This is a genomic window from Micromonospora sp. NPDC048842, from assembly GCF_040649935.1.
GTDB classification, from domain to species: Bacteria; Actinomycetota; Actinomycetes; order Mycobacteriales; family Micromonosporaceae; genus Micromonospora; species Micromonospora hortensis.
The window spans coordinates 1-20,972 of the sequence record NZ_JBEZGK010000046.1; the positions used below are offsets into that span (position 1 = coordinate 1).

17 protein-coding genes are annotated in these 20,972 nt (G+C 70.4%); 4 read left to right on the top strand and 13 right to left on the bottom strand.

Features of this window, described 5'->3' with window-relative positions; genetic code table 11:
- Window positions 1-470: 470 nt before the first annotated feature.
- Window positions 471-1,310: a GNAT family N-acetyltransferase gene (locus tag AB0C19_RS33115; protein ID WP_357191796.1), complete on the bottom strand. Its 840-nt coding sequence runs from the start codon at window positions 1,308-1,310 to the stop codon at window positions 471-473.
- Window positions 1,240-2,580: an MFS transporter gene (locus AB0C19_RS33120; RefSeq protein ID WP_357191798.1), complete on the bottom strand. Its 1,341-nt coding sequence runs from the start codon at window positions 2,578-2,580 to the stop codon at window positions 1,240-1,242. The genes AB0C19_RS33115 and AB0C19_RS33120 overlap by 71 nt, the downstream gene beginning before the upstream one ends.
- A gap of 112 nt (window positions 2,581-2,692) precedes the next feature.
- Here AB0C19_RS33120 and AB0C19_RS33125 point away from each other — a divergent pair, with 112 nt between their 5' ends.
- Entirely contained in the window at window positions 2,693-3,286 is a 594-nt protein-coding gene (locus tag AB0C19_RS33125) for a PadR family transcriptional regulator (protein ID WP_357191800.1), read from the top strand.
- A gap of 128 nt (window positions 3,287-3,414) precedes the next feature.
- Here AB0C19_RS33125 and ispG read toward each other — a convergent pair whose 3' ends face one another.
- The 7 genes from ispG to AB0C19_RS33160 form a co-directional block, all read right to left on the bottom strand.
- A complete protein-coding gene (gene ispG, locus AB0C19_RS33130) occupies window positions 3,415-4,587 on the bottom strand; it encodes a flavodoxin-dependent (E)-4-hydroxy-3-methylbut-2-enyl-diphosphate synthase (RefSeq protein WP_210787026.1) in 1,173 nt (390 codons plus the stop codon).
- 9 nt (window positions 4,588-4,596) lie between these two features.
- Complete coding sequence (locus AB0C19_RS33135) at window positions 4,597-5,847, bottom strand: site-2 protease family protein (protein ID WP_357191803.1); 1,251 nt, start codon at window positions 5,845-5,847, stop codon at window positions 4,597-4,599.
- Window positions 5,847-7,058, bottom strand: a complete 1,212-nt coding sequence (gene dxr, locus AB0C19_RS33140) for a 1-deoxy-D-xylulose-5-phosphate reductoisomerase (RefSeq protein WP_357191805.1) — start codon at window positions 7,056-7,058, stop codon at window positions 5,847-5,849. The genes AB0C19_RS33135 and dxr overlap by 1 nt, the downstream gene beginning before the upstream one ends.
- A 43-nt stretch (window positions 7,059-7,101) precedes the next feature.
- Window positions 7,102-7,749 (bottom strand): Uma2 family endonuclease, encoded by a 648-nt coding sequence (locus tag AB0C19_RS33145; RefSeq protein ID WP_357191807.1) that lies wholly within the window; start codon window positions 7,747-7,749, stop codon window positions 7,102-7,104.
- Window positions 7,750-7,877: 128 nt separating this feature from the next.
- Window positions 7,878-8,330: a hypothetical protein gene (locus tag AB0C19_RS33150; protein ID WP_357191810.1), complete on the bottom strand. Its 453-nt coding sequence runs from the start codon at window positions 8,328-8,330 to the stop codon at window positions 7,878-7,880.
- A gap of 357 nt (window positions 8,331-8,687) precedes the next feature.
- The gene (locus AB0C19_RS33155) at window positions 8,688-12,659 is read right to left on the bottom strand and encodes a CARDB domain-containing protein (RefSeq protein ID WP_357191813.1); all 3,972 of its coding nucleotides are present in this window, start codon (window positions 12,657-12,659) and stop codon (window positions 8,688-8,690) included.
- Between the two features lie 449 nt (window positions 12,660-13,108).
- On the bottom strand, window positions 13,109-13,660 hold the full coding sequence (locus AB0C19_RS33160) for a GNAT family N-acetyltransferase (protein WP_357191816.1): 552 nt from the start codon (window positions 13,658-13,660) through the stop codon (window positions 13,109-13,111).
- Between the two features lie 51 nt (window positions 13,661-13,711).
- Here AB0C19_RS33160 and AB0C19_RS33165 point away from each other — a divergent pair, with 51 nt between their 5' ends.
- Window positions 13,712-14,563 (top strand): YhjD/YihY/BrkB family envelope integrity protein, encoded by an 852-nt coding sequence (locus AB0C19_RS33165; protein ID WP_357191819.1) that lies wholly within the window; start codon window positions 13,712-13,714, stop codon window positions 14,561-14,563.
- 94 nt (window positions 14,564-14,657) lie between these two features.
- Here the strand turns inward: AB0C19_RS33165 and AB0C19_RS33170 are convergent, their stop codons facing one another.
- Genes AB0C19_RS33170 through AB0C19_RS33185 form a run of 4 tightly spaced genes read right to left on the bottom strand, consistent with a single transcriptional unit; the run spans window position 14,658 to window position 18,268 of the window.
- On the bottom strand, window positions 14,658-15,848 hold the full coding sequence (locus AB0C19_RS33170; RefSeq protein WP_357191821.1) for an ABC transporter permease: 1,191 nt from the start codon (window positions 15,846-15,848) through the stop codon (window positions 14,658-14,660).
- Complete coding sequence (locus AB0C19_RS33175) at window positions 15,845-16,534, bottom strand: ABC transporter ATP-binding protein (RefSeq protein WP_357191836.1); 690 nt, start codon at window positions 16,532-16,534, stop codon at window positions 15,845-15,847. The genes AB0C19_RS33170 and AB0C19_RS33175 overlap by 4 nt, the downstream gene beginning before the upstream one ends.
- Window positions 16,534-17,667: an efflux RND transporter periplasmic adaptor subunit gene (locus tag AB0C19_RS33180; protein WP_357191824.1), complete on the bottom strand. Its 1,134-nt coding sequence runs from the start codon at window positions 17,665-17,667 to the stop codon at window positions 16,534-16,536. Before AB0C19_RS33180 ends, AB0C19_RS33175 begins: the two co-directional genes overlap by 1 nt.
- Entirely contained in the window at window positions 17,654-18,268 is a 615-nt protein-coding gene (locus tag AB0C19_RS33185) for a hypothetical protein (RefSeq protein WP_357191827.1), read from the bottom strand. The genes AB0C19_RS33180 and AB0C19_RS33185 overlap by 14 nt, the downstream gene beginning before the upstream one ends.
- A 113-nt stretch (window positions 18,269-18,381) precedes the next feature.
- Between AB0C19_RS33185 and AB0C19_RS33190 the strand changes: the two genes are divergently transcribed.
- Together AB0C19_RS33190 and AB0C19_RS33195 are read left to right on the top strand one after the other, a co-directional pair.
- Complete coding sequence (locus AB0C19_RS33190) at window positions 18,382-19,077, top strand: response regulator transcription factor (protein ID WP_357191830.1); 696 nt, start codon at window positions 18,382-18,384, stop codon at window positions 19,075-19,077.
- Window positions 19,067-20,972: HAMP domain-containing sensor histidine kinase (locus tag AB0C19_RS33195; protein ID WP_357191833.1), on the top strand; the 1,906-nt coding region annotated here is incomplete at its 3' end. The genes AB0C19_RS33190 and AB0C19_RS33195, both read left to right, overlap by 11 nt.

Genomic DNA, 20,972 nt, shown 5'->3' on the forward strand with positions numbered 1-20,972 from the left:
GGTGCAGGTGTCGGCCTACCCGGACGCCTACGCCCAGTGGGAGCAGCAGGCCACCGACCTCGTCGCCCAGCACTGGAACAGCTGACCCGCACCACCGCACCACCCGCACGCCAGCACCACCGCACCCCAGCGAGACAGCACGACACCGACCGCTGGCCGGCACCCGCAACCCGGGGTGCCGGCCAGCGGCACTTCCATTGCCGTACCCCAGGTCACTGGTCGCGGGCCGTCGCGACGCCGGGTCCCCCGCCGGGAGTGGACGCGGCGACGCCGCCTGCCCGCCGGGAGCGGACGCTGCGACACCAGCCTGCCCGGCCGGAAGCGCGGATGGCGCGCCGGTGGAAGCGGATGGCGCGGTGAGGTCGGTGGCTGTCGGGAGATCTTGGACAGTTTCCGTCCCGCGCGAACGGAAAGTGTCCAAGATCTGCGGGGATGCACCACCGCGTGCCGCGCGAGCCAACCCGCAGCGGTCAGAAGAGGACTGTGGCCAGGGTGCCGATCGGCTGGAAGCCGCAGCGCTCGTAGACGCGGCGGGCCGGGAGGTTGAAATCGTTGACGTACAGGCTGACGGTGGGTGCGACCCGCAGCAGCGCGTCGCGGACCACGGCTGCCATGGCGGCGGTGGCGATCCCCCGGCCTCGCCACTCCGGTGCCACCCAGACGCCCTGGATCTGCGCCGTCCGTTTGGTGACCACTGCCAGCTCGGCCTTGAACACGACCTTGCCGTCGATGATGCGGGCGTACGCGCGACCGCTCCGGACCAGATCGTTGACCCGTCGGCGGTAGCTGCGTCCGCCGTCCTCGGCCAGCGGGGAGACGCCGACCTCTTCGGTGTACATGGCGACCGCCGCCGGGAAGAGCCGGTCGACCTCGCCGGAGCGAACCTGGCGTACCTCCGGATCGGCCGGTACGGGTGGCAGCGTGTCGGTGACCAGCAGCGGCTGATTGGGGCGAACGTCTCGCGCTGGCCCCCACGTGTCGGAGAGGCGGTCCCACAGCCCGAGGACTGCGTCGGCCCGGCCGACGATGGAGGAGCAGAGCCGCTCCTCGCCCGCGAGCAGGTCGGCGAAGGCGGCCACCGCGGCGTCACTGGCCAGCACCGGGGTCAGATTGCCGCCGAGCCAGCAGAGTGACTCGAGGTTGCGGCGAGCCCCGTACCCCAGGATTCTGCCCTCGGCCCGCCACCACGAGAGTCCGCGCGCGGCGATCCGCTCGGCGACCTGCGCGCCCGCGAACGGGTCATGGTCGAGCAGTCGCTCGACCGCGCGGCGCTCCGATTCCCCCAGTTGGCGTACCGGCACCGTCAGCACGACTATCAGCCTGCCAGATCGACCCCCCGCTCCGCCGGTCGAGTGCCGAGGCCGGTGCAGGCTCTGCCGGCCCACTGATCGGCCGGGTCCGCCCGGCCCACCGGACGACCGGGGGCACCAGGGCTCCGAGCAGGAGAAACAGGGCACCGAGCACGAGCCAGCCGGGTACGCCCCAGCCGAGCGCGAGGGTGGTCACCACTACCGGTGCGAGCATCTTGCCCAGTTCGTAGCCCATGCCGTACGCCCCCTGGTACTGCCCCTGGGCGTCCGCCGGCGCCAGCCCGAAGGAGATCCCCCAGCCGGCGGCGGAGTGCCACAGCTCGCCGGTGACGTGCGCGAGTGCCCCGAGGCCGAGCAGCCCCACAGCGCCGGCGGTGGGCAGCGCGCCGCTGGCGGCGAAGAGTACGCAGGCCAGGGCGATGGCCACGCCCGCTCGACGGGCGGCGCGGGCGGCTCCGGGCAGTGTGGCGGCGGTATTCGCGGCGCGTACCTGAAGGAGCACCACCAGCACGGTGTTGACCAGTGTCAACGCGGAGATCATCCAGGCGGGGGCGCGGGTGTGGCCGGCGATCCACAGCGGCAGGGCGATGGTGAGCAGGCTGAAGTGCATCGACATCAGCCCGTCGACAAGGGTGAAGGCGAGGAACGGGCGGTCCCGTAGGGCGACCAGCCGAGGGCCGTGCGTCGGGGCGGCGACCGGGGCGACGGCGGGCAGTCGAAGGAAGACCACCGCTGCGGCCAGTGATGTCGCCGCCGAGGCCAGGATCAGCGCGACGTACCCGGTTCGGGTGTCGGCGGCGATGGCGAAGCCGCCGAGGACAGCGCCGACGGAGATCCCGACGTTGGTGGTGGCTCGCAGGTAGGCGCGGGTGCGGACCCGCTGGTCGGCTGGGATCGCTCCGGCGATCAGCGCGCCACGGGCACCGCGCTCGACCGCGTCGGCGAGCGCGGTGGCAGCTCCCACCAGCACGAACGTGGGGAACGACCGGACGGCGATCAGGCCGACGGTCAGGGTGCCGGCGACGAACAGCGCGCCGACCTGCACACCGCGTGGGCCGACGCGGTCGGCCAGGTAGCCGCTCGGGGCGCTGGCCACCACACCGACCAGGGCCGAGATGGTCAGCCCGATGCCGACCTCGGTGGCCGACAGGCCGACCGACCGGGTGAGGAAGAGCGCGCTGGCGACGAGCCAGAGGCCCCGCCCGACGGTCTTGACCAGAGTGCCGATGGTGAGGACCCGGGCCGGGCCCGGCGGGGGAAGCAGGCGCATGGCCGACACTTTAACAAGACGTACGTACGGTTTGGTAAAGGAGGGTTGTCGACGATGCATTGCCGATATATCGTTGATGCATCAGCGATAGTCCTAAGGAAGGAAGAACCTGATGAGGTTCCACCGACAGCACCACCCGATGCACGAGGTCCGGATGCGGGGGTTCGGCTTCCCGCCGGTCCCGCCCGGTCCGCACGGCCATGGCCACGAGCACGGACACGGCGGCCCCTGGGGCGGCCGGGGCCGTGGACGGGGTCGGGGCCGACGCCCCAACGTCCGAGCGTCCGTGTTGGCCCTGCTCACCGAGCGGCCGATGCACGGCTACGAGATGATCCAGGAGATCGACTCCCGCACCGGCGGTGCGTGGCGGCCGAGCCCAGGCTCGATCTACCCCACCCTCCAGCTCCTGGAGGACGAGGGCGTGATCGTGGCCAGCACCGAGGAGCCCAGTGGTGGGCGGAAGCGGTTCACTGTCACCGAGGCCGGTCAGGCGGAGGCCACCGAGGCCGCGCAGACCCCGCCGTGGGCGGACGTCGCCCAGGGCACTGTGAGCAGCTGGCACGACATCCGTGACTCCGGCGCGCAGGCGATGAACGCCCTACGCCAAGTGATGATGAACGGCACCGACGACCAGCGCGAGCGGGCCGCCCAGGTGCTCGACGAGACCCGGCGCAAGCTGTACGCGATCCTCGCCGAATCCGAGTGACGCCAGGCCGCACCACACCGCCAGGCCGCACCACAGCTACGAGCACCACAGCGCACAACCGCACGATCAGCTCAAACGAAAAGCGGCCGTTCCCCGTGCGGGGAACGGCCGCTTTTCCACATGGAGAATCAGTGAACGGTGACGGTTGGGCCGGTGACCAGCCCGCGCAGCTCCTCGGGGAGCTCGGCGCCCATCTCGTCGGCGATTCGCAGCGCCTCTTCGATCAGGGTCTCGACGATCTGGGCCTCGGGCACCGTCTTGACGACCTGCCCCTTGACGAAGATCTGGCCCTTGCCGTTGCCGGAGGCGACGCCGAGGTCGGCTTCCCGAGCCTCGCCCGGACCGTTCACCACGCAGCCCATGACGGCGACCCGCAGCGGCACCGGCAGCCCTTCGAGGCCGGCGGTGACCTCCTCGGCGAGCTTGTAGACGTCCACCTGGGCCCGCCCGCAGGACGGGCACGAGACGATCTCCAGGCCCCGCTCGCGCAGACCGAGGGACTCCAGGATCTGGTTGCCGACCTTGATCTCCTCGACCGGCGGAGCGGACAGCGAGACCCGGATCGTGTCGCCGATCCCCTCGGCCAACAGCGCGCCGAAGGCGACAGCCGACTTGATGGTGCCCTGGAACGCCGGCCCGGCCTCGGTGACGCCGAGGTGCAGCGGGTAGTCGCACTGCTCGGCGAGCTGCCGGTACGCCCGGATCATCACGACCGGGTCGTTGTGCTTGACCGAGATCTTGATGTCGCGGAAGCCGTGCTCCTCGAACAGCGAGCATTCCCACAGCGCCGACTCGACAAGTGCTTCGGCGGTGGCCTTGCCGTACTTGCTCAGCAGGCGCTTGTCCAGTGACCCGGCGTTGACGCCGATCCGAATCGGCGTCCCCGCCGCCCCCGCGGCACGGGCGATCTCCTTGACCTTGTCGTCGAACTGCCGGATGTTGCCCGGGTTGACCCGGACCGCCGCGCAGCCGGCGTCGATAGCGGCGAAGACGTACTTGGGCTGGAAGTGGATGTCGGCGATCACCGGGATCTGCGACTTCTTGGCGATCGCGGGCAGCGCCTCGACGTCGTCCTGGGACGGCACCGCCACCCGGACGATCTGGCAGCCGGACGCGGTCAGCTCGGCGATCTGCTGAAGGGTCGCGTTGATGTCGGAGGTGAGGGTCGTGGTCATCGACTGCACGGACACCGGCGCACCACCACCGACCGGAACCGAACCGACCATGATCTGGCGGCTGGCCCGACGGGGAGCGAGCGGCGGGGGCGGCACGGCGGGCATACCGAGACTGATAGCTGTCACTTCAGGCACTCACCTTGAGAAGAGCGTGATGGGGTTGACGACGTCCGCGGCGATGGTCAGCAGCGTGAACGCGCCACCGATCAGGATCACCACGTACGTGAAGGGCATCAGTTTGAGGTAGTCCACCCGGCCGGGGTCGGCCCGGCCGATCCGCGCGTAGACCCAGGAGCGGGCCCGTTCGAACCAGGCGATGGCGATGTGGCCGCCGTCCACCGGGAGCAGCGGCAGCAGGTTGAACACGCCGATGAAGAAGTTCAGCGACACGAAGAGCATGAAGAAGACCAGCCAGGCGTTGTTCTCCACCGCCTCGCCGCCGAGTCGGCTGGCGCCGACCACGCTGATCGGGGTGTCGACGTCGCGCTCGCCGCCGGTGAGGGCGGTCCACAGGGCGGGGACCTTCTGCGGGAGGCGCTGGAGCGCCTGGGCGGTGCCGACGGCCAGTTGACCGGTGAAGTCGGCGGTGGCGCCGAAGGCGCCGACCGGGCCGTACGTCACGCGGGTCGGGGTGCTGGGGACGAGCCCGACGCCGAGCGCGGCCACCGGCGCGGCGGCACCTGTCGGGTTGTCCAGCGGCGGACGCTGGGTCTGCGCGAGCACCGTGCTGGTGGTGTTCGGCTGCCCGTCGCGGACGTACGCGATCTGCGCGGTGTCGCCCGGCTTGAGCCCGCGCAGCGTGGTGAGCAGGTCGCCGTAGGAGTTGATCGAGGTGCCGTTGACCGAGGTGATCCGGTCCCCGTTGCGCAGTTGCCCCTGGGCGGCCGGGCTGGCCGCGTCGGCGGGGGTGCAGGCCCGCACCGCGTTCTCCGGAACCACGCACTCGCTGAGCTGGATGACGGCGGGCTCCTGGCGGGCCTGCGCGTCGGTGGTCGGGAAGTCGGGGTTGGGCAGGCCGGCGGAGACGGCGAGGATCCAGATGGTGACCAGGGCGAGCGCGAAGTGCGTGATCGACCCGGCGGCCATCACGATCGTCCGCTTCCAGACCGGGTAGCGCCACATCACGCGCGACTCGTCGCCCGGCTCGACGTCGTCGTCCTGCGGCGTCATCCCGACGATCTTGCAGAAGCCGCCGAGGGGGATGCCCTTGAGGCCGTACTCCGTCTCACCCCGCTGGAACGACCAGATGGTGGGGCCGAAACCGACGAAGTACTTCGTGACCTTCATCCCGAACGCCTTGGCGGTCAGCAGGTGACCCGCCTCGTGCAGGCTCACCGAGATGAGAATGGCCAGGGCGAAGAGGACCACCCCGAGCAGGTACGACATCAAGCTCCTTCCACCGAACCCGCGATGATCTCCTGCGCGTGCGCGCGTGCCCACGACTCGGCCGCGAGCACGTCCTCGACGGTACCTGGTTCGTCGAAGTCCGGAGCCTCCTCCAACACGCGTTCGAGGGTGTCGACAATGCCGAGGAACGGCAGTCGGCCCGCCACGAACGCGGCCACACACTCCTCGTTCGCCGCGTTGTAGATCGCCGGCCGGCAGCGCCCGGTCTCCCCGGCGGCCTTGGCCAGGGCGACGGCCGGGAACGCCTCGTCGTCGAGCGGCGCGAACTCCCAGGTGTGCGAGGCCGTCCAGTCGACGGCGGTGGCCGCCTCGGGCACCCGGTCGGGCCAGCCGATGCCGAGCGCGATCGGCAGCCGCATGTCCGGTGGGCTGGCCTGGGCGATCGTCGACCCGTCGACGAACTCGACCATCGAGTGGATCACCGACTGCGGGTGCACCATCACTGTGATGTCGGCGTAGGGCACGTCGAACAGCTCGTGCGCCTCGATCACCTCCAGCGCCTTGTTGACCATGGTGGCGGAGTTGATCGTGACGACCGGCCCCATGTTCCAGGTCGGGTGCGCGAGGGCCTGCTCGGGTGTGACCTGCGTCAACTCGTCGCGCTGCCGACCCCGGAACGGGCCGCCGCTGGCCGTGACGATCAGCCGACGCACCTCGCCGCGCGAACCGGAGCGCAGGCACTGCGCCAGCGCCGAGTGCTCCGAGTCGACCGGGACGATCTGCCCCGGCCGCGTCACAGCGGCCCTGACCAACGGGCCGCCGGCCACGAGCGACTCCTTGTTGGCCAACGCGAGAGTACGACCACCGCGCAGCGCGGCCAGCGTAGGAGCGAGGCCCAGCGAGCCGACCACCCCGTTGAGCACGATGTCGCACGGCCACTGGGCCAGCTCGGTCATGGCGTCCGGGCCGGCCACGATCTTGGGAAGTTTGAAGTCACCGGTGGCCCAACCGCGCCGGCTCGCCTCGGCGTAGAACGCGAGTTGCAGGTCCTGCGCGGCGGACGCCTTGGCCACCCCGACCGCCTCGACGCCCAGTTCGAGGGCCTGGGCGGCGAGCAGCTCGACGTTGCCGCCGCCAGCGCCCACGGCGACCACCCGGAACCGGTCCGGGTTGCGCCGGACGATGTCGATGGCCTGGGTGCCGATCGAGCCGGTGGACCCGAGCAGAACGAGGTCGCGGGGGGAAGTCACCCGGCCATTCTTCCCCACCCTCGCTGCACACCCGCCGGGAGCCTCAGCCCTCCCCCTCCGCCGACACTTCGGGCAGTGCCTCCTCGCCCAGCAGGTCGGCCGGATCGATGGAGAACTCGAACGGCTCCCGCATGACGAAGCGCGTCCCGGCCGCAGCGGCAGCCACGGGCCGGTACTCCCCCTCGGTCAGCTCGTACAACGCGATGGTCGGCACCCGATTGCGCAGGTCAACCCGGAGGAAGAAGGGCACGCGTGCGGCGGCGTACTCACGCGGGCGGTCGATGATGTCCTTGCGTCGGTTTCCGGGGGAGACGATCTCCCCGAGAAGCACGGCGTGCCCGATGTCCATCGTCGTGCGACCGCCGCCGGGCGCATCGAGAATGACGATGTCCGGGATGAAGAGATCCTGGCCCGAGACGATGTTCGTCTCAAGATAAAGCCACAGCTTCGCCTGACGGGCCGCCTGCTTGAGGAGATAAGCGAGGCCCAACTCCGCGTCCTGATGGTCGTACCCGGCATGTGGTGTCACGATCACGCTTCCGCTCAGGACCTCAACCTTGGGGCCGTTGGTCTCCGGCAACAGGTCGAGGGCGAGCTGCGCAGTCCAGGGTTCGTCGTGCCACCGCAGCACGTCGAACGACGGCTCGGTGTGCTGCGGCGCCGGCTCCGGCGCGAACGCTGCCTGGGTCATCCGGGCTCACCCCCTCAGCGGACCATCCTGCTCAGCTCAGCCTAGTCGCGCCGCCCCGCCCGGTGCGGCAGCGCACACGCGGTGCGACAGATTGGGATATCGGCCTGGCCCCCGCGTTCGGGCGGCGTTCAGACCGGGGCGACGCAGAACACGACGTCGAGATAGTCGGAGCGTTTTGTCCAGTTCGAGTAGTGGTATTCGGCGAAGCCGGGCGCCTGGGCCTCGCACACCGCATCGGCCTGCGCCTCGCCGACTACGGGCTGTTCGACGCGAGCCAGCACCCGCCACGTCCCGGGACCACACGTGGCGATCTCGTACACCACTGTGGCCGCGCCACCGACGTTGCGCACACACTGGCCGGCCTGCACGAACTGCTCGTCGCCGTTCGCCTTGGCGGTGGGCGTGGCCACTGTCGGGCTCGCTCCCGCGCTGGTCTCCGCCGCTGGTGTGGCGCGGGAACCGGCCCATTCGATCACCTGGAACACCACGCCCACGATGCCGGCGATCGCGGCAGCGGCACCCAACCAGCGCAGCAGGGCCCGCAGCGGCCGGCTTGTGGTGGAACCGGTTTCGTCGTCCATGCTCGCCTCCGACCCTGCTGCTGGGCAGCCATCCGCGAATCGCGGTGCCGATCCACCTTCCACATTGACAGGTCGCCGCGAGACACGTCACGTACCCAAAGTCATCGTCAAGGGGCAGCACGACGTCCGCTGCCCACCCGGTAGCAACAGGTCAACGGCCATCCTCGGCGGTCATGACCGGTTCGGCCCATCGGCGGCGGCGTCGGATGTCCGACTAACGCCACTACCCGGCAATGATCGACTCGGGTTCACGGACGTCGGGGTGTCCGCAGCGTGCGGACACCCCAACGTCACTGAGATCGTGGTGATCAGGCGCGGTTGTCGACCGGGGGCCGCCGCAGCGGCCCCCGGTCGCTGTCAGCCGCCGTTGATGACGAACTGCGAGCCCGGCTGGATGACGATGTTGCCGTCGGCCGAGTTGGTGATCGTCACGTTGGTCAGGTTGGCGTTGCCGCGCGCGCCGCTCATCGCGAGGATGCCGGCACCGTTGACGGACTTGTCGATCCGCACGTTGGTGATCGCGAGGTTCGGTATGTTGCCGCCACCGTTCTTGAACTGGATGCCGTCGTACGTGGAGTCGATGATGTCGGTGTCCCGGATCGTGACCCCGACGATGTCCCTGGTGGCCGGGAAGATCGTGATGGCACCGAACTCCTGGTCCTCGTTCCAGAAGGCGCCACCGGTGCGGTAGAGCCCGTTGTTGGCGATCAGCGTCGTGCCGGAGAACGGCAGCGGGTCGTGGTCGGTCGCCAGCATGATGCCCGGGTAGTTGGCGGTGTCGTAGATCAGGTTGTTCTCGATCGAGTTGTCGTAGCCGCCGTAGATGGCGATGCCGTTGGCCCGCCAGGGAAGCTGGATGGTGTTGTTGACGAAGTGGTTGTCGTGCGCGATGTCGACGTTGCGGTCCTTGACGTACGGGTTGGCCCAGACGGCGAGCGCGTCGTCACCGGTGGTGCGGAAGGAGGAGTTGAACACCCGCGAGTTACGCGTGCCGTTGCTGAAGTTGATGCCGTCGGCGTACGTGTTGCGGATCCGCATGCCGGTGAACTCCAGCCCGTCGGCCGGCCCCCACAGGTCGGGGATGTTGTCGTAGTCGCGGCCCACCCAGGCACCCACGTTGGCGTGCTCGATCCAGACGTTGCTGATCTTCGTGCCGGCGCCGAAGCGACCGTTCAGACCGACGCCGCCCTCGGCGTTGCCGTCACCGCCGCGGATCCGACCCGAGCCGAAGATGGCGATGTCGGAGATCTGGGTGTTCTTGTCGATGTCGAAGCCGAAGTTGCCCTCGTGCGGGTGGTTGATGCCACCCACCACGTTCTGCGGCTCGGTCAGCGTGTAGAGCTGTGAGTGCCACATTCCGGCGCCCCGGATCGTGACGTTGCTGATGCCGACCTGGTTGTGCATGCCCCGGTTCAGCGGGTCGTCGGTCAGGATCTTCTGCTCCTGCCGCCACTGCCCGGCGGGGATCCAGACGCAGCTGATGACGCCGTTCTGGTCGTCGGTCACCGCGCGCTGGATGGCGGCGGTGTCGTCGAGCCCGTCGTTCGGGACCGCACCGTACGAGGTGATCGAGGTGCAACCGGCCGGCTGGCTCGCCGCCGGCGCCACCTGCTCCAGATCGATCATGTCGATGACGTAGAAGGAGGCGGTGTCACCCGAGTCGCGCTGCAACTTGAACCGGGTGCCGGCCGGGTACGACTGCGCCAACAGCGCGTTCGACTCGTCGAAGAGCCGCCGGGCGTCGGCCTGCGGGGTGTTGGTCAGCGCCTCCGGCCCGTCGGTGTTGCCGTAGAGCCAGCTGTGCTTCGACGACAACGTCAACTTCCGGGAGAAGACGTCGTTGACGTAGAGGCTGATGGTCGCCTCGATGCCGCCGCCACCGGGCGCGTCCGGGATGGAGTTGCGCACCACTATGGAGTTGGCCTGGTTGGCCGAGGTGAACTCGACGAACTGGCCGGTGCCGGTGAGTCGCACCGACTTGCGACCCGAGGACTCGCTGGCGAAGTTGGTGTGCCCGAAGGTCCGCAGCGGGTCGGCCTCCAGCAGCGTGCCCTGGTAACGGCCGGCCTCCGCCTCGTAGGAGACGTACGGGACGGCGGCCCCACGACCGACAACTATCGACTGGCTGAACGCGTTGTTCGTCTCGTTGGTCTCGGCGACCACGTTCGTGGCGTCGGCGGTGGCGGTGATGGTGGCGCCGCCGCTGGTGGCTGTCCAGCTACCGCTGACGGCCACTGTGACAGTCGCGCCGGCGGCGATCGAGGCGGTGTTGGTGTTGAGCGTGGTGCTGCCCGCCACCAGCCGGGTGACGGTGGTCGCGCCGGTCGCTGAGGTGCCCCGGTTGCGAACAGCCACGGTGAAGGTGACGGACGCCCCGACGGCCGGGTTCGGCGGGTTCGAGGCGATGCTGAGCACCTGGAGGTCGGGGCCGGGGGCCTGCGCCACCACCAGCGGTGATGCGGCGGTGCGGCTGTTGTTGCCGTTGTTCTGCTCGACGATCGTGTTCGCCGGGTCGACCACCGCCGAGACGGCGTAGCTGCCCATCGGCCGCGTACCGGCGTTGAGCGACACTGTGGTCGAGGCGCCCGCGGCGAGCGTGCCCACCGAGGCGCTGCCGACGACAGCACCGGCCAGGCTGAAGTTCACAGTGGTCGCACCGGCGGTGGCGGACCCGATATTCTGCACCACTGCCGAGAGGGTGACCGGAGAGACCTCGCTGGGCGACGTGGGCGACCAGGTCACCGAGTTGACGACCAGGTCCGGGTTGGGTGCCGGGGTGCCACACACCTCGAGCTCGGCCACCTGGCCGGACGGGGCGCCGGTGTTGCCGGTGAACCGCAACTGCACGTCGGCGGTGGTCGCGCTGACCGGGATGGTCACCAGGTTGGTGCCCTGGGTGAACTGGTAGGCAGCCGCCGACACCAGACTGGTGTACGAGGACGACGCCTGGTCGCGACCGAGAACCTGGATGGTCTGGGTACGGGTGCCCCAGGCCGGGTCCGGGTTGAGCTTCACTGTGACACCGGAGATGGAGTGGTTCGCACCCAGCGCCACTGTCAGGTTCTGCGGGTAGCTCGCCGCACCCTCCCAGTAGGTGGTGAGCTGCCCGTCGTTCGCCTTGTCCGGGGTGAAGCTGAAGGTGGAGCCGCTCGCCGTCATGCTCTTGCCCTGCGCCACGTTGGTGCAGGCCGGCGGGTTGCTGCCGGTGCGGGTGACGGTGTTGCTGTTGCCGGAGAGGTTGCCGGCGCCGTCGCGAGCACGGACGTGGTACGACACTGTCGCCGTCGCCGGTTGGGTGTCCTGGTAGGTGAGGACGGTGCCCAACGTGGCGATCAGGCTGCCGCCCCGGTAGACGTTGTAGCCGGCGAGCCCGCTGCCACCGGAGTCGGTGGAGGCCCCCCAGTTGAGCGTGATCGTGCTGCCCGACGTGCTGTGCGACAGCGTCCCCGGGACGCTCGGCGCTGTGGTGTCACCACTGCCGGTACGGGTCACCGTGTTGCTGTTGCCGGAGATGTTGCCGGCGGCGTCGCGGGCCCGCACGTGGTACGACACGGTCGCCGTGGCCGGCTGGGTGTCGTTGAAGGTGGTCACGGTGCCGACGGACTGGAGGAACGCGCCGTTGCGGTAGACGTCGTAGCCGGCGATGCCGCTGCCGCCCGCGTTGTCTGTCGACGCGACCCAGTTGAGGCTGATGGTGGTGCCCGACTGGGTGTACGAGAGGTTGCCGGGAACGCTCGGCGCTGTGGTGTCGGGGGTGGTGCCGCCGCTGCCGTACACCTCCAGTTCGGAGAGCTGCCCGGCCGGCCAGCCGCTGTTGGCGGTGATGGTGATCCGGACGTAGCGGGTGGAGGTCGAGCTGAAGTTGATGGTTGCGGTGCTGCCGCTGGCGGGGTTGAAGGTGTACGTCTGCGACCCGACCAGGTCGGTGAAGGACGAACCGTTGGTGCTGCCCCGCACGCTCAGCGTCTGCGTCCGGGTGCCCCAACCGGAGGTCGGCAGCTTCAGCACTACCTGGTTGACGCTCTGCGACGAGCCGAGGTCGACCTGCACCCACTGCGGGAAGGCGTTGTTGACGCTCTCCCAGTAGCTGCCCACGTTGCCGTCGACGACCTTCGACGAGTCGTAGACGTCGGCGTGGCCGCTCTCCTGGGTGGGACGGCCCTGGGCGAGGTTGGTGGCCGCCGGGGCGAAGCCGGTGCTCGACGCGGCAGCCGGGCCGGCCGGGCGGGCGGCGGCGGCCGGGTTCGCGAGGGCTGTCGCCCCGGCCGTCGCGATCAGCGCGGCGGCGGCCGTGGCCGCCACCATCCTGAACAGATTCGTTCGTCTCATCACTGTCCTTGTCGTCGGGGGACGGTTGCCGCGGTGGCTGGACCACGGGGTGGGGGTGCGGCGGTGCAGCGCCGGCCGACGCGAGAGGGCCGGTGTCGAGAGAGACGGGATGGCACGGGCGGCGCGGGGGCGCCGCTCGTCCTGGAAACACCAGACGGGTACGACCATCAACGGGCCTCCCCAGGAGGCCCGTTGAATCTTCCGAGAGCATGCACAGAACCGTGCATACCTTTGTCAAAATCTTGCGTTACTTTGGCCCAAAGGTTACTGACGTGCTACGAGAGCGTCAACACTTCGACCACCGTGACTATTGACGGACTTGTCTGCCCTGACGGCCGCAGCCCGCGCCGATGTGCCCACGAAATCGGGGAAGGCGCCGCCTCCCGACTACTGGAGGCCACACCTTCCCCGAAGTTGCGCGGATCTTGCGTCAGATCGTGCCGGAACGATCAGGCATCTGGTGCCGTCAACACGAAGGTCTCCAGCGACTCCCCGCCGTACCAGTCGGTGCGCTGACCGAGATGGGTCATGCCCAGCCTCCGAGCGACAGCCATCGACGGCTCGTTGCTCGGCGACACGACCGCATAGATCTCCCGGGTACCAGCGGCGAACTCCCGGGCCACCGCCGCGCGGGCCGCCTCGGTGGCGTAGCCGTGACCCCACGCGTCCGGGTGCAGGTGCCAGCCCACCTCGATGTCGTCGGTCCGGCGCGACTCGTCGCGCCCCGGAAGCGGCTTGAGCAACAGGGTGCCCACCACCTGACCCGTCTCGCGTACCTCGATCGCCCAGGTGCCGTACCGGCCTCCGTCGGCGGCGTGCCGCTCCTGCCAGACCCGCAGCCGCTCGACGGCCTGGGCCGGGGTGGTCATCGGCAGACCCGACGCCACGCCCAGGTATCGGCTCACCTCGGGACGCGAGTAGATGTCGTAGATCCGCGCCAGATCGGCCGGATCGTCGGTCCAATCACGCAGGATCAGGCGTTCGGTGGTGAGAACAGTCATGACCGGCGATCTTAAGGAGTGACGGCCGCGACGACAGGGAAGGAGGACCCGATGGGCAACGGATGGCAGCGCGCGAAACGGATCACGAGTGCCGCGTTCCGTCCGGTGCGCGGACGGGACCTGTCGCTGCACGCCGCCGCGATCACCTTCTACGGGGCGATCGCCGTGGTGCCGGTCGCCCTGCTGGCGATCTGGCTCACCGCACTGGTGGCCGGGGCCGACCGGGTACGCCGGCTCACCTCGTACGCCGTGGAGGCCCTGCCCACAGCGATCGGCGCGCCCCGGGCGGTGGAGGCGCTCGTCGACGCCGGGGTGGGGCTGACCCCGCTGCTGGCGCTGGCCTCCCTGCTGCCCGCCTCGCTGTACGGCGAGGGCCTGCGCCGGGCGTTCGTCTCGGTGGCCGCGCCCCGCTCCGACGAGCACCTGGTCGGCTGGCGGGGCCGACTCCTGCTGCTGCCACTGCTCGCGCCGGCCCCCGCGCTGCTGCTGTCGATCCTGCTGGCGCTCCCGCTCACCACTCGTCTCGTACGCCAGGGCGGTTGGCTCGGTGTGCTCGGCGTGGTGCTGTCGTTCCTGGCGGTCTGGCTGGTGCTCACGCCGGTGCTGGTGTGGGTGTTCCGGGTCGTCGGGCCGGCCTCACCGGACTGGCTCTCCACCCTCGGGGTCGGGTCGTTCACCGCAGCGAACCTCTCCGGTTTCCTGCACGGCTTCGTGCTCTTCGCCTCGCTCCCGCTGGACCTGGGCGTGCCCTTCGGCGGCTTCGACGACATCGGCGCCGGCGTGGCCGTCCTCCTCTGGCTCTACCTGTTCCACGTGATCGTCCTGGCCGGCTACTCCGCCACCCTGGCCCTCTCCAACTGGCGCACCACCCGCACCCGCACCCCCACCCCCGAGCCCAGTTGATCATGAAGTTGTTGCCACTCTCGTCGGCGTGTCCTGGCAACAACTTCATGATCACCGCGGGCCGTGGGGTGGGGTGGGGTCGGCGGGGGTGGGGTTAGGGGGTGTTCAGGGCTTCGGTGGGGGTTAGGCGGGCGGCTCGGATTGACGGGTAGACGCCGGCGATCACACCGACGAGCAGGGCACCGGCTATTCCGCCTACCACCGCGGTCAGTGGGATGGTGGGCGGCCAGCCCTGGTAGCTGGCGTAGCCGACAGTGGCGAGCACCCCTAGTGCGGCCCCGGCAGCGCCACCGAGCACGCTGAGCAGCACCGACTCGGTGAGGAACTGGACCCTGATCTGGCCGCGGTTCGCGCCGAGCGCCCGGCGCAGGCCAATCTCCCGACGGCGTTCCAGCACCGAGATGACCATCGTGTTGGCGACGCCGATCCCGCCGACCAGCAGGGCGACAGCCGCCAAGCCGAGGAACAGCGCGGAGAAGCTGTCCTCGGTGGCCCGTTTCGCGGCGAGCGCGTCGGAGGGGCGGCTGACCTGGACCAGCCCGGGCAACTGCGGGTTGAGGGTGGCCGGCAGTACGGCACGGACGTCCTCCAACGCGTCCTCCCTGGCCCGCAGGTAGACGACAGTGGGGTGACCGTCGAAGCCGAGCATGGCCTTGGCGGCGTCCCACCCGACCAGCACCGAGCGGTCGAGATCCGGGGAGAGCGGCAACGGGTCCAGGATGCCGATCACCGTGAACCAGCGCTCGCCGATGAACACCTGGGGTGGTTGCCGGGGGTCCACAGTGGCGAAGCCGAGCCGACTCGCCGCGACGTAGCCGAGGACGGCTGTCGGCAGTCCGGCCGAGCCGGCGTCGAGGGCCCGCCCGCTGCGGATCCTGCCGTTGACAGTCCCCAACAGGTCCGGCCGGGACGCGAGCACTGTGAGCCCGGACGTGTCGTACCGGTCCAGCAGGTCGTTGCGGCGTACTGCGGTGTGGGTGTTCGCGACAGCGCTCGCCGTGTGGACCGGCCCGACCCGCGACGCCATGGCCGCGGCGTCCTCGGGCAGGAGGACGGGCGGGTTCTGATCCGGCACGGGCTCGGCCCGCAGCAGGTTGGTGCCGAGGGCGGAAAGCTGGTCCATCAGGTCGCGCTGGCTGGACGCGGGGATGCCCACCACGACGACCAACGTGGCGATGCCGATGGAGATGCCCAGGGCGGAGAGGACGGCCCGCATCCGGCGGGTGGTCAGGCCGAGCAGACCGAGCCGGAGTACGTCGGTCGGGGCGAGCCGTGTCGCGCTCATGCCCCGCCCCCGGTGACGGTGTCGGCGACGATCCGGCCATCGCGGATCTCCACCTGTCGAGGCGTACGGGCGGCGAGATCGCGGTCGTGGGTGATCACGGCGATGGTGGTGCCCTCCGCGTTGAGGTCTGTGAGCAGGGCGAGAACCGCCTCCCCGTTGACAGTGTCGAGAGCGCCGGTCGGCTCGTCGGCCAGCACCAGCGCGGGCTCGTTGACGAGCGCCCGAGCTATCGCCACCCGCTGCCGCTCCCCGCCGGAGAGCTGCTGCGGCAGGTGGTCGACACGGTGCGCCAGGCCGACCCGGGCCAGCGCCTCGATAGCGGTGCGGCGACGGCGACGGCGGGGCACCCCGGCGTACAGCAGGCCGGTGGCGACGTTCTCGGCGGCATCCAGCCCGTCGGTGAGGTGGAACTGCTGGAAGACGAAACCGAGCCAGCGGCCCCGCAGCGCGGAGAGCCGACGGTCGGACAGCGCGGTGACCTCCTGCCCGGCGACGCGTACCCGGCCGCTGGTCGGCAGGTCGAGGGTGCCCATGATGTTCAGCAGCGTGGACTTGCCGGACCCGGACGGCCCGACGATGGCGAGCATCTCGCCAGCGCGCACTGTCAGTGAGACGTCGTCCAGTGCTGTCACCCCGCCGGGGTACGTCCTACTGACCCCCTCGACGTTCAGCACCGGTTCGGCGATCACGATGCCGTCACCACATCGAGGCCCACGGTCACACCGGTGCCGCGGACCTCGACAAGGCCCCGGGCGAACATCCCGGTCTCCACTGCCACCAGCCCACCGTCGGGCAGTTGCAGCGCATGCCCGCCCTCGCGGAGCGCCACCAGCGCGCCGACCGGCACCGCGAGCACGCCCTTGTGGACGGCGGTGGTGAAGCGGACCTGCACAGTGGCCGCGTCCAGCTTGGCCACGTCCGCCGCCCGGCTCGGTGCGACGAGGACGTCCACCGTCGGCGGGCTGCCCTGCCCGGTGCCGCCGTCCGACCCACCGCCGCGCACCGTCTGCGAGATCGAGGCGACAGTCGCCGGGATCTCGGAGCTGTCCGGCAGGGCGACGACCACGGCGGCGCCCACAGTGATGGCGCCGACCTCGGTGGCCCCTACCGGCACGGTGATCAGCTTGACCTTCTCGGTGATGGCCAGCAGCTCACCGGCGACCGGGTCACCGGGCAGCGCCTTCACCGCGCTCACCCGGGCCGGTCCGGTCAGCACGGCGACCTGCCCGACCCCGATCGTGCCGGTGGAGTCCAGGCCGACCGCCTGCTGCCACTTCTTGATCGCACCGACGAGGCTTGCGGTGAGCACTGCCTGACCCGTGCCGATCCTCGTGCCGTCGGTGCCCCGGGACGGTTGCGAACCGGTGTGGTAGCCCAGCGCCTTCAGGTTGTCCGACACGATCCGTACGTCGCTGCCCACCAGACCTGGCTTGTCGAGCGTGCGGAAGAGCGGCGTCCCGCCGAACAGCACCGGCACCGGTCGGTCGTTCACCCAGTAGAGCGGCTTGCCTCGGGCCACCGTGTCGCCCACCTTCGGCAGCCGGGTGACGATGCCCTCCCCGGCACCCTTCACCACCCGCTCCGGGCCGAAGCCGAGCGTGCCGTTGAGCGAGCGGCTGTCCGACAGGTCGGCCCGGGTGACAGTCGTCGTCGTCACCGGCGGTGGGGCGCTCGCGGCGTCACCGCCGGGGTGACGCCGCAGAGCCAGCACGCCGACGCCGGCACCGACGGCGACCACCAGGGTCACCACCGCCACCACGATCGCCTTCCGACGGGTCGTCCGCCGACCAGGATCGTCGGTCGGGTTACTTCTTGGCACCGAAGATCTCCATCGTGCATTCCCTCTCGGCAGTGGCGAGGGCGGGACCCTCAAGGCCGCCTGCCGGGTCGGCGACCCCGTCGTCGTAGGTCCAGCCGGAGCCGTCCGGCAGCGAGTGGATCTTCATGCCGCGTCCACGGAGGCACTGGACGTAGTCGTTCCACTGGCTCACGTAGTTCGGGTTCTTCTCCGGGTCCAGCTCCGGCGGCTGGAGCGGCAGCTTGTTCGCGCACGCCACGTACGCCGCCTTAGGCTCCCCGCTCTGGTCGAGGGACAGGCCCGTACCGTCCCCCACCGGGCCGGGTTGTGACCGGCCGTCGTTCAGCTTCACGCCGTTGTCATGCAGGCAGATGTTGTACGCCCCCCAGAGCCGCTCCTCCTCCTGGTCGGTCATGTCCAAGCGGAGCTGCGGCCGACCGTTGGCGGCACCACCGGCGGGGGTGGCGCTCGCCGGGGCAGACGGGGTGACGAGTGACGCGACGTCACCGCTGGCGGCGCCCTTGTCGGCGCTGGACGCACCACCGCCGCACCCGGTGAGGGCGACGGCGAGCAGTGTGACCGCGGCGAGCCCGGCGGCGACCCGATGAGTTGAGTTGGTCATGGCGTGCAGCCTCACGCCCGGGTGTCAGAGACCTGTAAGGAACCGGTCGTCATCCGATAGCCGCAGCTCAGCGACCGTGCTGGAACCGGTCGGGGCCACGTACAGTCGCTGCCGTGTGTGCGTACGTGCTGGTGGCCGAGGACGACCAGAAGCAGGCGGAGTTGGCGCGCCGGTATCTGGAACGCGAGGGGCACGAGGTGGTCGTGGTGGCCGACGGGCGGGCCGCCCTGGAGCAGATCCGTCAGCGGCCCCCGGCGCTGCTGGTCCTCGACGTGATGATGCCGAAGGTCGACGGTCTGGACGTCTGTCGCATCCTGCGCCGGGAGTCCGACCTGCCGGTGCTCATGCTGACCGCCCGCTCGACCGAGGACGACCTGCTGCTCGGCCTCGACCTGGGCGCCGACGACTACATGACGAAGCCGTACAGCCCGCGCGAACTGGTCGCGCGGGCCCGCAGCCTGCTGCGCCGGGGCCAACGGACGCAGGCGGACCCGGTGCTGCGGGTCGGCGCGGTGCACGTCGACCCGGTGCGCCACGAGGTACGCAGCGACGGACACCTCGTCGACTGCACACCTGGTGAGTTCCAACTGCTCCAGGCGATGGCCGCCCAGCCCGCCCGGGCGTTCACCCGGGATCAGCTCCTGGGCTACCTGCACGGGTTCGACAGGTACATCACCAACCGGACCGTCGACGTGCACGTGATGAACCTCCGCCGGAAGATCGAGCCGAACCCGCGCAAGCCGGCCCGGTTGGTGACCGTGTACGGCATCGGATACAAGTTGGTCGAAGAGTCACCCCGTGTCGGGTGAGGTCCCGCTGCGCCGCAGCCTGCTGCTCCGATTGCTAGCGCTGGCCGTCCTCATCGCCATCGGGTCGATCGCGGCGACCGCGTGGCTGGCTGTCCGCACCACCACCGGGGCGATCCGGCAGGAGCAGGGGCAGGCGCTCGCCGACGACGCGCGCATCTACGACACAGTGCTCGCGTACGCGGCGACCCACCCCAACTGGGACGGGGTCGACGCGGCAGTTCGGCCGCTCGCCCAGGACGTCGGCCGACGGATCACCCTGACCACCGACACCGGTACGCCGATCGCGGACTCGGCCCCCGGCGCGGGCCCGTTGCCGACGACGTCGTCCGCGACAGTCGACGCGCTCGCCGTCGACACCGCCCTGATGCCCGGCACCACACAGCCGGGCAGCGGCGACGGCGGCACCAGCCGCATCGACCCGCGCACCACCGGGCCGTACCTGCTCCCGCCCGAGGAGCGCGCCGCGCTACGCGACAAGGCGGCCGAGGCGGTCCAGTGTCTGCGGCTGCGGGCGCAGATCGACGCCGCCGTCGTGGACGGCCCCACCGGCCGCCCTCGGATCGACACCCCGGGCACCGACCTCGCCGACAATGCCGTCTGCGGCCAGTTGAGAGAGGACCTCGCGATCCGTACGCCCACCGAGGGCAAGGCACTCGCCCAGCTCAACGCCCTGGTGAACACCTGCCTGGCGCGGCGGCGCCTGCCCGCCGTACAGGTGGACCTGAACTGGACCTGGACGAGGCAGCCGGCGGCCAGCGCACCCGACTCCCGCAGCGCGGCCGGCGTCGACCAGGAGCACAACCGGGCGGTCAGCGCCTGCGTCGGCACCAGTCGACGCGAACAACTCCTCCCGTACGTCGCTCCGGCCGCGACCCTCTTCGTCACCGACCCGGGCGGTCGCCAGTCGACCACCTTCGACCTCTCCCCCGCCAACCAGACCCGCATCGTCGCTGTCGCCGGTCTCGTCCTGCTGGTGACGATCGGCTTCACGGTCCTCGCCGGCATCCGGCTGACCCGTCCGCTACACGCGCTGACCGGGGCCGCCCAGCGGATGCGCGACGGCGACGGCGCCGCCCGGGTCCGGGTGACCGGCCGCGACGAGATCGCCCGACTGGCCGAGGCCTTCAACGACATGGCCGAACGCCGGGAACGGCTGGAACAGCTACGCCGGGCCATGGTCAGCGACATCGCCCACGAGATGCGTACGCCGGTGAGCAACATCCGGGGCTGGCTCGAAGCGGTCGAGGACGGCGTCGCGGCCCCCGACCGCCGGCTGCTCTCCTCACTACTGGAGGAGGCGACACTGCTCCAGCACGTGATCACCGACCTGCAGGACCTGGCCGAGGCCGACGCGGGCGCGCTGCGGCTGCACCGTGAAGAGGTCTACCTCACCGACCTGCTCGCCCAGGTCGCGGAGGCGCACCGGGCCCAGGCCGACCGGGTCGGGGTCACCATCACGGTACGCACCGAGGCCGACCCGCAGGTGGACGCCGACCCGGTGCGACTCCGCCAGGCCGTCGGCAACCTGGTCGCCAACGCGGTACGGCACACCCCGTCGGGCGGGCGCGTGACGATCAGCGCCAGCGCGACCCACACCGGGGTCGTCGTCGCGGTGACCGACACCGGAAGCGGTATCAGCGCCGAGGACCTGCCCCGGGTCTTCGACCGCTTCTGGCGGGCCGAGAAGTCCCGGAGCCGACAGACCGGCGGCAGCGGCCTGGGCCTCGCCATCGTGCGCAAGCTCACCGAGGCCCACGGCGGCACTGTCAGCGCCACCAGCACCCCCACTCAAGGCTCCACCCGCGCGGCCCCGGTATGGCCGGTGTTGCAGGTTCGGGCGGTCAGCGACCGGCGAGCAGCCGGTTCACCGCCGTGTCGACGTCCAGGTGCTCGGC

Excerpts from the sequence above, each read along its gene's own strand:
- AB0C19_RS33120 (WP_357191798.1), bottom strand. The coding sequence starts at position 2,580 with ATGCGCCTGCTTCCCCCGCCGGGCCCGGCCCGGGTCCTCACCATCGGC.
- AB0C19_RS33125 (WP_357191800.1), top strand. The coding sequence starts at position 2,693 with ATGAGGTTCCACCGACAGCACCACCCGATGCACGAGGTCCGGATGCGG.
- AB0C19_RS33135 (WP_357191803.1), bottom strand. The coding sequence starts at position 5,847 with ATGTCGTACCTGCTCGGGGTGGTCCTCTTCGCCCTGGCCATTCTCATC.
- AB0C19_RS33145 (WP_357191807.1), bottom strand. The coding sequence starts at position 7,749 with ATGACCCAGGCAGCGTTCGCGCCGGAGCCGGCGCCGCAGCACACCGAG.
- AB0C19_RS33150 (WP_357191810.1), bottom strand. The coding sequence starts at position 8,330 with ATGGACGACGAAACCGGTTCCACCACAAGCCGGCCGCTGCGGGCCCTG.
- AB0C19_RS33155 (WP_357191813.1), bottom strand. The coding sequence starts at position 12,659 with ATGAGACGAACGAATCTGTTCAGGATGGTGGCGGCCACGGCCGCCGCC.
- AB0C19_RS33160 (WP_357191816.1), bottom strand. The coding sequence starts at position 13,660 with ATGACTGTTCTCACCACCGAACGCCTGATCCTGCGTGATTGGACCGAC.
- AB0C19_RS33165 (WP_357191819.1), top strand. The coding sequence starts at position 13,712 with ATGGGCAACGGATGGCAGCGCGCGAAACGGATCACGAGTGCCGCGTTC.
- AB0C19_RS33170 (WP_357191821.1), bottom strand. The coding sequence starts at position 15,848 with ATGAGCGCGACACGGCTCGCCCCGACCGACGTACTCCGGCTCGGTCTG.
- AB0C19_RS33185 (WP_357191827.1), bottom strand. The coding sequence starts at position 18,268 with ATGACCAACTCAACTCATCGGGTCGCCGCCGGGCTCGCCGCGGTCACA.